Consider the following 14,321-nt stretch of genomic DNA (forward strand, 5'->3'; position numbering starts at 1 on the left):
ATCACGCAGGGTGCGCGCACCGGCTCAGCCCGCCACCAGCGCGGCTTCGTAAGCGGCCCAGGCCACGTGCGATTCCTGCAGGCTCACCCGCATGGCCGCCAGGCCGCCCGAGGCACTGCCCGGCACCGCGTGCGGGCCCAATTCACCGGCGGCGATTCGCGCCGCCAGGCGCTGGAACAGCGCATGCGCCAGGAATTCGGTGGTGGTGTTGCGGCCCGCGAACTCGGGCAGCTCGTCGAGGTTGCGGAAGTTGAGCCGGGCGAGCTCCTCGCGCAGCACCTGCGTGGCCAGGCCGATGTCGGCCACGATGCCGTCGGGATCGAGCGCGGGGCGGCGCAGCTCCAGATCGACCATGTAGGTGGCGCCGTGCAGGCGCTGTGCGGGGCCGAACACCTCGCCCCGGAAGCTGTGGGCGATCATGAAGTGGTCGCGGACGGTGATGCTGAACATGGGGGTGGCGTGGCTCTCAGGTGGGGTAGTCGATGCGCTGGCACAGGGTCTCGGTGTCCCCGCCGGCCAGGCGCGCCAGCACGCGAGGCAACTCGTCGAAGGGCGCGCGGTGGGTGATGAGGGCGTCGAGCGCCGGGTCGGTGAGCAGCGAGAGCGCCAGCGACAGCCGGCGCGCATGGCTCCAGCGCGCGCGTTGCGCGCCGGCCACCTGCCCCACCTGCGAGCTGCGCAGCGTGAGGCGGCGTGCGTGGAAGGCTTCGCCCAGCGGCAGCGCCACCTGGCGTGTGCCATACCAGCTCAGCTCCAGCACCGTGGCCTCGAAGCCTGCCAGTTGCAGGGCGGTGACCAGCCCGGCCGCTTGCCCGCTGGCGTGGATGACCAGGTCGGCTTCGGGCCGCGCCTCGCCCGGCAGTGCGAAGCCCGCACCGAGCGCCTGCGCGATGCCCGCGCGGGCCGCCACCGGGTCCACCACCTGCACCTCGGTGCCCGGCAGGCGCGCGGCCAGCCAGGCCACCAGCAGACCCAGGGTGCCGCCGCCCACCACGGCGATGCGCTCGCCCAGGCGCGGCGCGGCGTCCCACAGGGCGTTGATGGCGGTCTCGAGGTTGGCGGCCAGCACGGCACGCGCGGGTGGCACGCCGGGGGGCACGGGGGTCACCGCGTCGATCGGCACCTGGAAGACGGTCTGGTGCGGGTGCAGGCAGAACACCGGGCGCCCGAGCAGGTGCGCCGGGCCGGCCTCCACCACGCCTACCGCCACGTAGCCGTACTTCACGGGCGCGGGGAAGTCCCCGGCCTGGAACGGCGCGCGCATGCGTTGCGCCTCGCTCGCGGGCACCTCGCCGCGGAACACCAGGGTCTCGGTGCCGCGGCTCACGCCGCTGTGCAGGCAGCGCACGCGCACCTCGTCCTCGCGCAGGGGCGGAAGGGTTTCGGTGCGGATCTCGGCCCGCGAGGGCCCGGTGACCCAGCAGGCCTGGGCGGTGGTGGTGAGGGCGGCTTCGGTCAAGGTGAGGTGGACGGCTCGATCGGCGGTCCGCGGAAACAGGGCTTGCGTCCGCGCGCCATCGCGAGGAACCTCGCGGTTGTCCGTTCATCTTAGATGGCCCACCGCACCACCGCCATGAACCCCGCTGCAGCGACCACCCCGGCATCGGCCCAGGCCCTGCGGCTCGACGCCGGGCGCGCCCTGGCCGGCACGGCGCTGGTGCTCGTGTGCGCGGCCGCTGGCCTTGCCCTGGCGGCTGGCCTGGGCACGGACTACCCCCTGAAAGCCCTGCTGGCGTACGCCCTGGGCGCCGCGCTGGTGTGGCGCGGCCTGGGGCTGGGCGGGCACCCGCACGCGCGCTTCGGCACGGCCAACCGCGTCACGCTGGGGCGCCTGGCCGGCATGGCCCTGGTGGCCGCGCTGTTGGGCGAAGCCGTGCCCGCCGCGCCACCGTCCGCGCAGCCGGCGGGCGGCTGGGCCTTGGTCGTCTTTGCCACCGTGGTGGCCGTGCTCGACGCCGCCGACGGCGCCCTCGCCCGCCGCCAGGGGCTGGCCAGCCGCTTCGGCGCGCGCTTCGACATGGAAACCGACGCCGCCTTCATGCTGGTGCTGTGCGCGCTGGTGTGGCAGGCCGGGCAGGCGGGGCCGTGGGTGCTGGCCTCGGGCCTGATGCGCTACGCCTTCGTGGCGGCCGCCGCCTTCCTGCCCTGGCTGGCCGGCCCGCTGCCGCCCAGCGTGCGCCGGCAGGCGGTGTGCGTGGTGCAGATCACCGCCCTCATCGTCTGCCTGGGGCCCATCGTGCCCGCGCCGCTGGCCTCGGGCATCGCGGCGCTGAGCCTGCTGCTGCTGGCCAGCTCGTTCGCCATCGACATCCGCCACCTTCAGCGCCACGTCGCGCGCCAACGCCACCCCCAGGAGACCCGCGCATGAACACCCCAACGCTTCGCCGCCGTGGACTTGTCGCGGGCGCCGCCATGGCCGCCGGCCTGTTCGGCACGCCCCTGCTGGCCCAGGCGCAGGCGGCGCGCTATGAGATCGACCCCGACCACTTCACGGTGGCTTTCCTGGTCGACCACATCGGCTACGCCAAGGTGCTGGGCACGTTTCGCGCGGCGCGCGGCAGCTACCGCTTCGACGAGGCCAGCGGCACGCTGTCGGAGGTGCGCATCGAGGTGGACACCGCCAGCGTGTTCACCAATCAGCGCAAGCGCGACGAGCACCTCAAGGGGCCGGACTTCCTCAACAGCGGCGAATTCCCGCGCATGGTGTTCACGGCCAACGGCGCCAAGCGCCTGGCCGAGCGGCGCTTCGAGATCGCCGGCCAGCTCGAGCTGCTCGGCAGGTCGCAGCCGCTCACGCTGACGGCCACCTGGAACAAGAGCGCCGAGTCGCCGCTGGGCGGCATCGGGCGCAAGCCCTACGTGATGGGCGTGTCCGCGCGCGGCAGCTTCCGGCGCGGCGCCTATGGCATGAACTACGCGCTGGACAACGGCTGGGTGGGCGACACGGTCGACCTCATCATCGAGTTCGAGGCGGTGCGCCAGTGAGCGCCGCCGGGCCGTTCCCAAGGCGCTCGGCACCGCAGTGCGCAGCACGGAGGGCAGCCCCTTGAGCCTGGCTGGCGGGCTGCGCATCGGCCTGGCGTTCTTCGCCCTCAACACCCTGCTGAGCTTCGAGAACCGCTGGCCCGGGCTGGGCGTGCTGTACATGCCGCGCCTGTCCTACGAGCTGTGTCTGGGCCTGGCCCTGCTGGCGGGCTGGGTGGCCTGGCGCGGCGCGTTGTCGGCGCGCGCGGCCACCGGGCTGGCGCTGGCTTTTCTGGCCCTGGTGGTGGTGCGATACGCGGACGTGACCGCGCCCGCGCTGATGGGGCGGCCGGTGAACCTGTACTGGGACGGTCGGCACGCGCTCGAGCTGATCGAGGTCGCGGCGCGGTCCTGGTCGTGGTGGCATGTGGCGGCCGCGGTGCTGGCGCTGCTGCTCGGGGCGGTGGCGCTGGTGGTCGTGGCGCGCTGGGCGATCCAGGAGCTGGCGCGCGCGCTGGACAGCGCCGCATGGCGGCGCGCCAGCGGGGCGTCGGCCGCCGCGCTGACCCTGTGCTTCGCGGCCTACGTCCCCGATCAACGCGACACGCGATGGTTCTTCTCGCTGCCGCTGGCGCCCACGGTGGGGAACCAGGCCACGCTGCTCGCTCAGGTGCTGTGGCCCGCGCATGGCGAGGCCACCCTGGGCCATGGCCCGGCGTTCGACACGGACCTGCAATCCCTGCATGGCCCGCAAGGCCCGGCCGATGTGGTGCTGATGTTCGCCGAGTCCTATGGCGCCGTCGCGCTCGACGACAGGGGGCTGTCCGCGGCGCTGGCGCCGTCGCGCGAGCGGCTGCGGCGTGCCCTCGCCGCCAGTGGTCGCCAGGTGGTGTCGGCCCGCGTGCGCGCGGCCACCTTCGGCGGTGCCTCGTGGCTCTCGCACGCCAGCCTGCTGACGGGCCTCGCCGTCACCGATCCGGCGCGCCACCAGCTGCTGCTGACCAGCGAACGCCCCACGCTGGTGGGTCATTTCGCGCGGCACGGCTACCGCACGGTGGGCTGGATGCCCGGCATCAAGCGCCCCTGGCCCGAGGGGGCGTTCTACGGCTTCGAGCGCTTCGCCGACGACCCGCGCCTGGGCTACCGGGGCCCGGACGTCGGCTACTGGCGCATCCCCGACCAGGTGGCGATGGCGCTGCTGCACGAGCAGGAACTGAGCGCTTCGAAGGCCGAGCGCCGGCCTGTGTTCGCGGTGTTTCCCACGGTCAGCACGCACGCGCCCTTCGAGCCCTTGCCGCTGTTGCTGGACGAGCCGCTTGGGCCGCTGGCCACCGAGGCCTCGGGCCACTCGCCCGAGAAGGGATACGCCGCCAGCCTGCGCTACCAGTTCGATTGGCTCGCGCGCTACCTCGAACGCACGGCCGATAGCCGCCAGGTGCTGGTCGTGGTGGGCGACCACCAGCCGCCCGGTGGCGTGGCGGGGCGCAATGCCTCATGGGACGTGCCGGTGCACGTCATCAGCAGCGACCCGGCACTGACCCGCCGTTTTGAGGCCATCGGCTTCACGCCGGGGCTTGAACCCGTCGGGCCGGCGCTGGGCGCCATGCACGAGCTCACCCGCTGGTTGCTGCTGGCGTTTGACGGACGCGCCGAACCGCATTGAGACAGGCCCGGCAACCGTCGGTGCGGAAGATGTCAATGCCCCATGCTGCGGCGCCTGTGGCATCCTCTATCCCTTCCAGTCGCAGGTTCGGCCATGACCACTCCCGTTGAAGACATTGCAGCGCAGGCGCTCGATTTGCCGCCGGAAGATCGCGCGAAGCTGATCGAGCGTCTGATCGCCAGTTTCGAGCCGAAATCGCCCGCTCAAGCCGCGTGGCTCAAGCTGGCCAGCAGCCGGCGCGATGGCGTTCGCGCGGGCGAGATGAACATGGTCCCGGGCGACGAAGCCCTTGCCCGCGTTCGTGCTCGACTTTCGTGAGCTACTGGCTGCACCCGGACGCTGAGGCAGAGCTCGGCGAAGCCGCCGTTTACTACGCCGAGCACGCCAGCCTTGCCATCGCGCACCAGCACCGAGAACCCGGGTACTGGGAACAGCGCGTGTAGCCCCGGCAATCCCCACCCGCGCCTACCCCACGCGCCAGACGTGCACGTCCCCCGACGGCGCGTCTGGCGCCAAGGCCCGAAGCCATTCACGCATCGCCCCGGCGGTTTCTCCCTCCGGCCGCAGCAGCCGCTGCCGCTCGCCCAGCGACACCGCGTAGCAATACCCGCCCTCACCCGCCAGCGCCTCCAGCCGGTCGATGCACCCCAGCGCGACGTCGCGCACGGCCGGCACGAACTCGAAGGACAGCGCCGGCAGGGGCTGGCTCAGGCCCAGCAGCACCTCCAGCTCGAAACCCTCCACGTCGATCTTCACGAAGTCGGGCAGGCCGTGTTGCGCGATGAGCGCGTCAAGGGTGTTCACCTCCACCAGCGGCCCGGGCTCCCAGCGCACGCCCTGGAACGACGGCGCTTCCCCTGCCCGCACCACGAAGTCGCTCGACAACGTGGCCACCGTGGGCGTGCGCGGGCTCGCCATCAGCTGCGCCTGCCCGCGCCCGCGACCCAGCGCCTGTTCGAGCACCACGATCGACGCATCGCCTGCGAAGCGCCGCCTCAGCATCCGCGCGAAATCCGGCTGTGGCTCCAGCGCCACCACGCGCGCCCCCAGTTGGCGAAACGCAGCCACCCGATTGCCCGCGTGCGCGCCCACGTCGACGGCCAGCCCGCCCGCCGGCACGAAGCGGCGGTAGAAGCGCCGCAACTGCGCGCCGCGCCAGGGAATGGCGCGGTAGATCAGCAGCGAGCGCAGCAGGCCCAGCGTGCTTGTCCAGCGCATGCGCGGCGTCTTCATCGCACCACTGTATCGGCTGCCAGGCCCGCGCTGGGGTGACACGAACACCACCCTGGTGGCGCAAGCGCATTGTGTCTGGCCGATGCATTGTGGTAATCTGCCACAAATTGCCACACACACCATGTCCTCGAATTCCATCCGCATCGGCACGGCGCTCTTCGACAGCGCCCGCGAAGAAGGTGCACTGATGTCGCGTTCCGCGGCCCAGCAGATCGAGCACTGGGCCCGCATGGGCGCCGCACTGGAAGCCAGCGGTCTGACGGTGGCCCAGGCCGCCTCGCTGCTGAAGAGCCAGGCCGAGGCGGGTGATGCGAAGCTGTGGGCGTTCAAGCGCGAGCGGCAACGGGCGGACCTGGCACACGCCCGCTCGGGCCGCATCACCCAGGACCAATTGAGCTGGTTCTCCGGCGGCAAGGCCCGCAAGCTCAAGCTCATCAACTCGCCGTACTGAAGCGGCCATGGCCACCCGGCCTGTTCTGCCCTCGCCAGCGGCGCCCCTGGATGGGGCCACCATCGATCGGTTCCTGTCCAACATGGGGACGGAGATGGTGCTGGTGGGTGGTCAGGCCCTGGGTTTCTGGATGAGCCGCTTCGGCATCGAGCCGGATGGCGTGGCCATTTCGAACGACGGCGATGCGCTTGGCAAAGTGGCCCATGCCATCCAACTGGCCCAGGCCTTGAAGGCGCGCATCGAACTGCCCGAGAAGACCAGCCGCACGGCCATCGTCGCGCAACTGCGTTTGCCCGCGCCAGACGGGAAGGTGCGCAACATCGACGTGCTGCACCTGCTCTACACCGTGGCCGGGTTGAAGAAATCCTCGGCGTTCACCCGGCGGGTCATCGACGACAGCGTCGAGGTGGAGTGGCGGCCGGGCCGCTTCATCCGGGTCATGGATCCGTTCGACGTGCTGGAGTCCCGGGCACAGAACGCCGTGGGCCTGCTGGATGAGAAAGGGCCCCATGTCGTCACCCAGGCGGCGTGGGCGGTCGACGTGGCGCGTGCGGCCTTGCTGCGTTTGGCGGCCGACCCGGGATCGTCGGATCGACTGGGCACCCGGATCCAGCGCATTTACACGTTGGCGCGCAGCCAGGTGGGCCGACGCCTTCTCTCGGAGCATGGCATCGAATTGCTCGACGCCCTGGACCTGGATGCCTTGCGGCCCATCGCGCCCCTCCATGTCAAGCAGTTGGACGCTGTCGAGAAGGCCATGGTCGCGCGCCGTTTCAAAGCGTCCGCCGGTGAACCATGAGTCCCAGGTAAACCACGCCCGCGGCCAGCATGGCATGCGCCCAGAACATCACCGCGCCCAGCGCCGCGCCCCACCCGCCCCATGCCACACCCCAGGCCAGCGCCAGCGTGAGCGCGCCGAGCGCGCGCCAGGCCAGGCCCGCCGCGCGCGGCAAGGGCCGGCCGAGCAGCTCGTGCTGGTGGCGCGCCATGCCCAGAGCCAGCGCCGCGAAGCCGATCGCGCACAGGCCCGACAGCAGCAGGTGCATCACGCGCCGCGCTCCTGTTCATGCCGCCCTTCGCGCACCCGTCCCTGCGCGCGGCGCGCGCGCCAGGCCATCGCGCCCAGGCCCAGCGCCAGCGCCGGGCACGCCAGGTCCATGCCGATGAAGACGGCGTCGCCACTGGCCAAGCCGCGCCACAGCGGTCGCTGCGTGGTGAGCGCGTTGAGCAGCGGCAGCGCGCCGAACAGCAGCGCACCCGCACCCCACTGCAGCGGCCAGGCGCGCGCCGGGCGAAGCACACCCGCCACGGCCAGGGCCAGGGCCCAGGCAGCGAAGAAAGTCTGGATCTCGGCCTCGGGCCGCAGCGGCAGGTTCGCTGGCAGCAGGCGGTTGGCCCACAGGTAGGCTGCGGTGGCCAGCGGCAGCCCGGCGACCACGGCCACGTTGATGCGCCCCACCCCGCCCGCCGCACCGCCCGGTCCCCGCGCCGCCGTCCACAACACCAGCCCCGTGCCCACCATGGCCGTTCCCGCCAGGCCGAGCAGGAAGCAGATGCCCTGCAGCACCGGGTCGGCGAAGCGCCCCAGGTGCAGCGCGTACAGGCCGCCAAGTACAGCGGCCGGGGCGCCCACCGGGCCGCTTTCGCGCAGCAGCGCGCCGCTGGCCCCGTCGAACAGCAGGAACTCGCGCCGATGCGTCACCCGTCCCGCCGGCCCGCGCACCACCAGCACGCGCGCGGCGGCGTCGCCCGGGTGATGCACCACCACGCGGTCGATGCCCTGTGCGCCCCAGCGCGCCTGCGCCTGCCGCAGCAGGGGCGCCAGCGCGGCCAATGGCGCGGCCTGGCCGCTGGGCGCACCGACCGGCCAGGCGGCCACGGTTTCGGCCGCGATGGCCGCGCGGCGTTCGCCCGCGCCGTCGAACGCGGCCAGCGCCCCCCAGGGCATGTACTGGAAACCCAGGATCACCAGGCCGCTGTAGACGATCATGAAATGAAAAGGCAGCGGCAGCACCGACAGCGCGTTGTGCGCGTCCAGCCAGCTGCGCCGCCCCTTGCCGGCGCGGAAGGTGAAGAAGTCGGCGAACAGCTTCTTGTGCACCACCACGCCGCTGACCATGGCCACCAGACCCAGCAGCGCGGCGATGCCCACGATCCAGCGGCCCCACAGGTAAGGGATGTGGTGCAACTGGTAGTGGAAGCGGTAGAAGAACTCGCCTCCGGCGGTGGCGCGGGCGGTGCGCGGCTCGCCCGTGGCGCTGTCGAAGGCCTGCTGCCCCGCGCCGGCGGGGCCGCTCCAGTAGGCGGTGGGCGTGAGGCGGCGCGCGTCGGGCAGCTCGATGCTCCAGCGCGTGGCGCCGGGCGCGGCGCTGGCCAGGTGCGCGGCGAGGCGGTCGCTCAGCGCGGCCACGTCCACCTCGCGGGCCTGCGGTGGCGCTTCGGCTTGCATCCAGGTCGTGAGCTCTTCGCGGTAGAAGGCCAGGCTGCCCGTCCAGAACACGGCGTAGAGCACCCAGGCGGCCAGCAGACCGGCCCAGGTGTGCAGCCAGGTCACGCGCGGGCGCACACCGCCGCGCGCACCGGCCTTCACGGCGAACACCAGCACCGCCACGGCGGTGGCCACCGCAAAGCTGGTCAGCATGCCGGCGACCACACCGTCAATGGCGCGCCAGGGGAACGCCAGGCCTGCCACGCTGGCCAGTGCGGCCAGGCCGTAGCCGCCCAGCACGGCCAGGGTGACGCGGGCGGTCCAGGCGCGCTGCGCTTTACGGCCCATGTTCAGGGCCCACGTTCAGGCCTCACGGTCGGGGCCGCCGTTCAGAAGCGGTAGCTGGCGCCGACGCGCAGCGTGCGCTCGGGGCTGCGGTAGCAGAAGGTGGCGTCGCAGTCGATCAGCTTCTGCGTGTCGAACAGGTTGTCGACGTTGAACGTGTAGCGCCAGGCGCCCACGTCCAGCCCCAGGGCCGCGTCCACCAGCGTGAGGCTCGGGTTGCGCAGGTCGGCGTTGCCGAAATCCTGCCCCGAGCGGGCCTTGCCCACGTAGCGCACGCCCAGCGCGGCAAACGCCGGCTGCTCGCCGAAGGCGGTGAACTCGACCTTGCCCCACACGCTGGCGTTGTGGCGCGGCACGGCCATGGGCGTGAGGCCCTGGTCGCCGTTGTTGCTGCGCGTGATGCGCGCGTCCAGGTTGGTGTACTGGCCGATCACGCTCAGGCCCTTGGCCACGCGCGCGCGCAGTTCCAGCTCCAGGCCCCGGGCCTCGATCTCGCCCGTCTGCTGGAACACACCCGCCATGCCCGGGACCGAGGTCTTCACGTTCTCGCGTGTCAGGTCGAACACCGAGGCGATGAAGCTGAAGGCCTCGCCTGCGGGCTGGTAGCGCACGCCGGCCTCCAGTTGCTTGCCGCGCGAGGGCTCGAGCGAGCGGCCCGCCACGTCCAGCCCGGTCTCCGGCGCGAACGAAGTGGCGTAGCTCAGGTACGGCGCCCAGCCGTTGTCGAACAGGTGCACCACACCGACGCGGCCGGTGGTGTCGCTGGTGGACAGGTCGGCGGTGGGCGTCACCACGCCGTTGAGCAGGTTGATGCGGCGGCTGGACTGGTCGGCCTTGTCGTGGCGCAGGCCGGCCGTGAGCACCCAGCGCTTCCACTTGAGCTGGTCCTGCAGGTAGAAGCCAAGCTGCTTGCTGGGCGACTCGTCTTCGAAGGGCGCGGCGTGCGGCGTCAGGGGCTGCGGCGCGACCACGGGGTTGAACAGGTCCAGGTCGGGCATGACCGCGTTGGCGTTGCGGCGCGTGAAGCTCAGTTTGGAGCGCGAGTAGTCCACGCCCAACAGGGCCGTGTGCACCACCGCGCCGGTGCTGAAGTCGGCCTGGGCGTGCGTGTCCACGGCGACGCCACGCCACTCGGCCACGCGCGGCGAGACGGCGCGCCCGATGTGGCGGCCGTCGGCGCGCAGGCCCAGGTTGAACACATCCGTGCCCTCTCGGTCGAGGTCGCCGTAGCGCAGGTTCTGGCGCAGTTGCCAGGTGTCGTTGAAGCGGTGCTCGAGCTCGTAGCCGACAGTGGTGTTCGTGCGCTTCCAGCGGTTGTCCAGGCCGCCGATGTTCACGGACGGATCGGGCTGACCCAAGGCGCCGGGGTTGCGCAACTGGTTGCCCCAGGCGTAGGACTGGTCGTCCTCCTGGTAGCTGGCGAGCAGCGTGAACTTCGTGGCTGCGCTGGGCTGCCAGGTGAGCGACGGCGCCAGGTACACGCGGTCGTCGCGGTCGTGGTCCAGGCGCGTGTCGGCGCGGCGCACCAGGCCGACCAGGCGGTAGCTCAGGGTGCCCGATTCACCGATGGCGCCCCCGACGTCGGCCTTGAGGGTCTTGCGGTCGTAGGTGCCGTATTCGATGCCGATCTCGCGCACCGGCTCGGTGGTGGGCCGCTTGCTCACGGCGTTGATGACGCCACCGGGCGCCACCTGCCCGTACAGCACCGAGGCCGGGCCGCGCAGCACCTCGATGCGCTCCATGCCGTAGGGCTCGATGGAGCCCATGGCAGCGGTGCTGGGGTTCTGCAGGCCGTCGAGGAACACGCTGGCGCTCTCCAGCGCGAAGCCGCGCACCAGCGACATCTGGTCCGAGGCCCAGGGCTTGGAGTTGGAGGTGACGCCCGCGGTGTAGCGCAGGGTCTCGTCCAGCGTCGTGGCCTTGCGGTCGCCGATCTCTTCGGCGGTGATGACCGAGACCGATTGCGGTGTTTCGATCAGCGGCGTGTCGGTCTTGGTGGCCGTGGCCGAGCGGCGCGCGACGTAGCCCGCCACCGGGCCCTTGGCCCGCTCGCTGAAGGCAGCGCCCGTGACGGTGACCGTGGGCAGCGTGGCCTGGCCGGTGGCTGGCGGGGGCGTCTGGGCTGGTGCGGCGGGTGTCTGGGCCACCAGAACATAGCCCGCCGCCGTGCGGCCCAGTTGCAGCCCGCTGCCCTGCAGCAGGCGCTGGAAGCCCTCCTCCACCGTCACCGTGCCTTGCAGGCCGGGGCTGGTCTTGCCGCGCACCTGGGCCGCGTCCACCACCAGGGCGGCGCCCGCTTGCAAGGCGAAGCGGTTCAGGGCCTCACCCAGCGGGCCGGCGGGCACGTCGGCCCGCACGCTGGCGGCGGCTGACGCGGTCTGGGCCTGTGCCGCGGCGGCGCCGGTGGCCAGCATGGCGGCACAGGCCAGGTGAACGGCCAGCGCCAGTGGGCGGGCGGGCTTCAACGCCTTGAGGGTGCGCGGGCGGCGCGGGGCTTGGGGGTCTTGCATCGGGGTGATCCTTGGGTGGTCGGTCAGCGGCGGCGGCATCGCCGCGGTCGGCGCGTTCGCCGCCTTCATCCCCATTGACGAACGGCGCCGCGAAAGCGGAACCGCTCACCCGAAAAAAGAGAGAGACAAGGCTCAGGCCCGGCGATAAGCCAGCACCTTCAGGCCCCGCTCGGGCGACACATCCGGGAACGCCAGCGGGTTGGCCACGCGCTCCACGAACGCCAGCTCGGGCGCGTTCGACTCGACGGCCTCGCGCAGAAAGTCCACCCCCAGCTCGGGCGCGTTCAGGCACACCAGCGCGTGGCCGTCCGGGGCCAGCAGCGCCGGCAGGCGGCGGGCCAGCCGGGCCCAGTCCTTGGTGGCCACGAAGCTGCCCTTCTGGAAACTGGGTGGGTCGCAGATGACCAGCTCGTACGGCCCGCCGCGCGTGAGCTTGCCCCAGGAGCTGAAGATGTCGTGGGCCAGGAAGCGCGCGCCCGACTTCAGGCCATTGAGTTCGTGGTTGGTGCGGCCCGTGGCCAGCGCACCCGAGGCCATGTCCACGTTGACCACCTCGCGGGCCCCGGCCTGCAGTGCGACGACCGAGAAGGCGCAGCTGTAGGCGAACAGGTTCAGCACCGTGTCGCCGCGATCCACGTGTTCTCGCACCCAGCGCCGGCCCTCGGCCATGTCGAGGAACAGGCCGTGGTTCTGCCCGCGCAGCAGGTGCACGAGATAGCGCGTGCCGGCCTCGGTGACGACATGCGGCTCGGGCAGTTGCCCGGCCATCAGCCGCGTGCCGGCGCCTTCGCCGCGGCACTGGTAGATCCAGCACAGGGGTACGTCCGAGAGCTCGCGCCAGCGTGCGGTCAGCGCCTCGCCCACGGCGGCCAGCGTGGCTTCGTTCAAGGGTTGGAAAGACGTGAGCAAGAGCACGGGCGGGAAGGCGTCCAGGGCCAGGTGCTCGCAGCCGGGGTAAAGGCCGCCGCGGCCGTGGAAGATCCGCCGGGCGTCGGTGTGGCGGGGCATCGCCGCGATGGCGTCGAACAGGGCTTGCATGGGCCGGCATTCTCGGGGCCAGACAGCAGGGCCAGAATCGGCCCATGAATTTCCAGACCATCCTCGACGAGATCCACACCGAGCTGCGCCCGCGCCTGGGCCAGGGCGGCCAGGTGGCCCGCTACATCCCGGCGCTGGCGCGCGTGTCGCCGCACCAGTTCGGCATCGCCCTGCGCACCTGCGCGGGCGAGGTGGCGCAGGCCGGTGACAGCGCCGTGCCCTTCTCCATCCAGAGCATCTCGAAGGTGTTCTCGCTGACGCTGGCCATCCGCGCGCAGGGCGAGGCGCTGTGGCAGCGCATCGGCCGCGAGCCCTCGGGCAGCCCGTTCAACTCGCTGGTGCAACTGGAGACCGAGCGCGGCATCCCGCGCAATCCCTTCATCAACGCCGGGGCCATCGCCGTGGCGGACCGGCTGGTCTCGCTGGGCGACGGCAAGGCCGAGCTGCTGGCGCTGCTGGCCCGGCTGTGCGGCGAGGCGGTGCACATCGACGACGAGGTGGCGCGCTCCGAGGCCGAGACGGGGTTTCGCAACGCGGCGCTGGCCAACTTCATGAAGGGCTTCGGCACGCTGGACAACGACGTGGCCACGGTGCTGGACGTGTACTTCAACCAGTGCGCCATCGCCATGAGCTGCGAGCAGATGGCCTGCGCGGCCGGCTACCTGTGCCGCGACGGCCGCCACCCGCTGGCCGGCGTGCCGCTGCTCAGCGAGGCGCAGACGCGCCGCGTGAACGCGCTGATGCTGACCTGCGGCACTTATGACGCGGCGGGCGAGTTCGCCTTTCGCATCGGGTTGCCGTGCAAGAGCGGCGTGGGCGGCGGCATCGTGGCCGTGGTGCCGGACCAGCTCACGCTGTGCGTGTGGTCGCCCGCGCTGGACGAGACGGGCAACTCCTGGCTGGGACGGCAGGCGCTGGAGCTGTTCGTGGCGAAGACGGGGCTGTCGGTGTTCTGAGGCGGTGAAGCGGCGCGCTCAGGGCGCCGCGTCCACCAGCACCAGCCAGGGCGTCACGGTGCGCACGCGCAGCCCGGGGAAGTTGTCTACCAGCAGCTGCAGGGCGCGGTCGGTGTCGTCCAGGGGCAGCACGGCGGACACGCGGATGTCTTGCAGAGCCTCAGGTTCGTAGCGAACGAGGCCGCGCCGGTGGCGCGCGATTTCGTCGAGCACCTCGGGCAGCGGGCGGTCCTGCACCAGCAGGCGACGGGCCTGGAAGGCGTCCTGCGTGGCGCGCGGGTCCACCCCGTCCAGGCGCTCCACGCCCTGCGAGCTCAGTCGGGCGCGTTCGCCCGCCGCGACCGTGAGCTCGTCCGCGCCGGTCTCGGCCCGCACGGCCGTGCGCGACTCGATCATGGTCAGCAGCGTGGCGTGTTCGTCGCGCCGCACGATGAAGCGCGTGCCCAGCGCGCGGATGCGGCCGTGCGCCGTCTCCACCACGAAGGGCCGCGCGGCGTCTTTTGCCACGTCCACCAGGATCTCACCCGCGAGCAGGTCGACCTGGCGCAGCTCGGCGGACCAGCGCGTGTTCACCGCGGTGGCCGAGCCCAGGGTCAGGCGCGAGCCGTCGTCCAGCACCTGCTCGCGCCGCTCGCCGGTGGCGGTGCGCAACTCGGCGCCCCATGGCGAAGGCGGGCCACGCAGCACCAGCGCGGCCGGCAGGGCCAGCGCCGCCGCCAGCACCAGCAGGCCG

General features: G+C 72.1%; 15 protein-coding genes. 7 read left to right on the forward strand and 8 right to left on the reverse strand.

Going from position 1 to position 14,321, the window contains the following annotated elements:
• Positions 1-24: 24 nt before the first annotated feature.
• Together GTO19_RS14490 and GTO19_RS14495 are read right to left on the reverse strand one after the other, a co-directional pair.
• The gene (locus GTO19_RS14490) at positions 25-450 is read right to left on the reverse strand and encodes a 6-carboxytetrahydropterin synthase (RefSeq protein ID WP_291021720.1); all 426 of its coding nucleotides are present in this window, start codon (positions 448-450) and stop codon (positions 25-27) included.
• A 16-nt stretch (positions 451-466) separates the two neighbouring features.
• Entirely contained in the window at positions 467-1,459 is a 993-nt protein-coding gene (locus GTO19_RS14495; protein ID WP_291021721.1) for a zinc-binding alcohol dehydrogenase, read from the reverse strand.
• Positions 1,460-1,573: 114 nt separating this feature from the next.
• Between GTO19_RS14495 and GTO19_RS14500 the strand changes: the two genes are divergently transcribed.
• The 4 genes from GTO19_RS14500 to GTO19_RS14515 all read left to right on the forward strand — a co-directional run bounded on the left by GTO19_RS14500 (position 1,574) and on the right by GTO19_RS14515 (position 4,945).
• Positions 1,574-2,368: a CDP-alcohol phosphatidyltransferase family protein gene (locus GTO19_RS14500; RefSeq protein WP_291026668.1), complete on the forward strand. Its 795-nt coding sequence runs from the start codon at positions 1,574-1,576 to the stop codon at positions 2,366-2,368.
• Positions 2,365-2,985, forward strand: a complete 621-nt coding sequence (locus GTO19_RS14505; protein WP_291021723.1) for a YceI family protein — start codon at positions 2,365-2,367, stop codon at positions 2,983-2,985. The genes GTO19_RS14500 and GTO19_RS14505 overlap by 4 nt, the downstream gene beginning before the upstream one ends.
• A 61-nt stretch (positions 2,986-3,046) precedes the next feature.
• On the forward strand, positions 3,047-4,627 hold the full coding sequence (locus tag GTO19_RS14510; RefSeq protein WP_291021724.1) for a hypothetical protein: 1,581 nt from the start codon (positions 3,047-3,049) through the stop codon (positions 4,625-4,627).
• Between the two features lie 93 nt (positions 4,628-4,720).
• Entirely contained in the window at positions 4,721-4,945 is a 225-nt protein-coding gene (locus GTO19_RS14515; RefSeq protein ID WP_291021725.1) for an addiction module protein, read from the forward strand.
• Positions 4,946-5,092: 147 nt separating this feature from the next.
• Here GTO19_RS14515 and GTO19_RS14520 read toward each other — a convergent pair whose 3' ends face one another.
• Positions 5,093-5,860 carry an FkbM family methyltransferase gene (locus tag GTO19_RS14520; RefSeq protein ID WP_291025874.1) on the reverse strand — a complete coding sequence of 256 codons (768 nt, stop codon included), beginning with the start codon at positions 5,858-5,860 and terminating at the stop codon, positions 5,093-5,095.
• A 121-nt stretch (positions 5,861-5,981) separates the two neighbouring features.
• On the opposite strand from GTO19_RS14520, the gene GTO19_RS14525 reads away from it, so the two are divergent.
• Both GTO19_RS14525 and GTO19_RS14530 read left to right on the forward strand, forming a co-directional pair.
• Positions 5,982-6,311, forward strand: a complete 330-nt coding sequence (locus GTO19_RS14525) for a hypothetical protein (RefSeq protein WP_291021727.1) — start codon at positions 5,982-5,984, stop codon at positions 6,309-6,311.
• A 7-nt stretch (positions 6,312-6,318) separates the two neighbouring features.
• The gene (locus GTO19_RS14530; protein ID WP_291021728.1) at positions 6,319-7,110 is read left to right on the forward strand and encodes a hypothetical protein; all 792 of its coding nucleotides are present in this window, start codon (positions 6,319-6,321) and stop codon (positions 7,108-7,110) included.
• Here GTO19_RS14530 and GTO19_RS14535 read toward each other — a convergent pair.
• From GTO19_RS14535 to GTO19_RS14550, 4 genes are all read right to left on the reverse strand, one after another.
• On the reverse strand, positions 7,085-7,357 hold the full coding sequence (locus tag GTO19_RS14535) for a DUF3325 family protein (protein ID WP_291021729.1): 273 nt from the start codon (positions 7,355-7,357) through the stop codon (positions 7,085-7,087). The genes GTO19_RS14530 and GTO19_RS14535 overlap by 26 nt on opposite strands.
• Positions 7,357-9,087, reverse strand: coding sequence for a PepSY domain-containing protein (locus GTO19_RS14540; protein WP_291021730.1), 1,731 nt, complete (start codon positions 9,085-9,087; stop codon positions 7,357-7,359). Before GTO19_RS14540 ends, GTO19_RS14535 begins: the two co-directional genes overlap by 1 nt.
• 41 nt (positions 9,088-9,128) lie before the next feature.
• Positions 9,129-11,594: a TonB-dependent siderophore receptor gene (locus GTO19_RS14545; protein ID WP_291021731.1), complete on the reverse strand. Its 2,466-nt coding sequence runs from the start codon at positions 11,592-11,594 to the stop codon at positions 9,129-9,131.
• A gap of 132 nt (positions 11,595-11,726) precedes the next feature.
• The gene (locus tag GTO19_RS14550) at positions 11,727-12,632 is read right to left on the reverse strand and encodes a class I SAM-dependent methyltransferase (RefSeq protein WP_291021732.1); all 906 of its coding nucleotides are present in this window, start codon (positions 12,630-12,632) and stop codon (positions 11,727-11,729) included.
• A gap of 44 nt (positions 12,633-12,676) precedes the next feature.
• On the opposite strand from GTO19_RS14550, the gene GTO19_RS14555 reads away from it, so the two are divergent.
• Positions 12,677-13,588, forward strand: a complete 912-nt coding sequence (locus GTO19_RS14555) for a glutaminase (protein WP_291021733.1) — start codon at positions 12,677-12,679, stop codon at positions 13,586-13,588.
• Between the two features lie 18 nt (positions 13,589-13,606).
• Here GTO19_RS14555 and GTO19_RS14560 read toward each other — a convergent pair.
• A partial coding sequence (locus tag GTO19_RS14560) for a FecR family protein (protein ID WP_291021734.1) occupies positions 13,607-14,321 on the reverse strand: 715 nt, incomplete at its 5' end.

Origin of the sequence: Hydrogenophaga sp., assembly GCF_011772445.1 — a bacterium.
Classification (GTDB): domain Bacteria; phylum Pseudomonadota; class Gammaproteobacteria; order Burkholderiales; family Burkholderiaceae_C; genus Hydrogenophaga.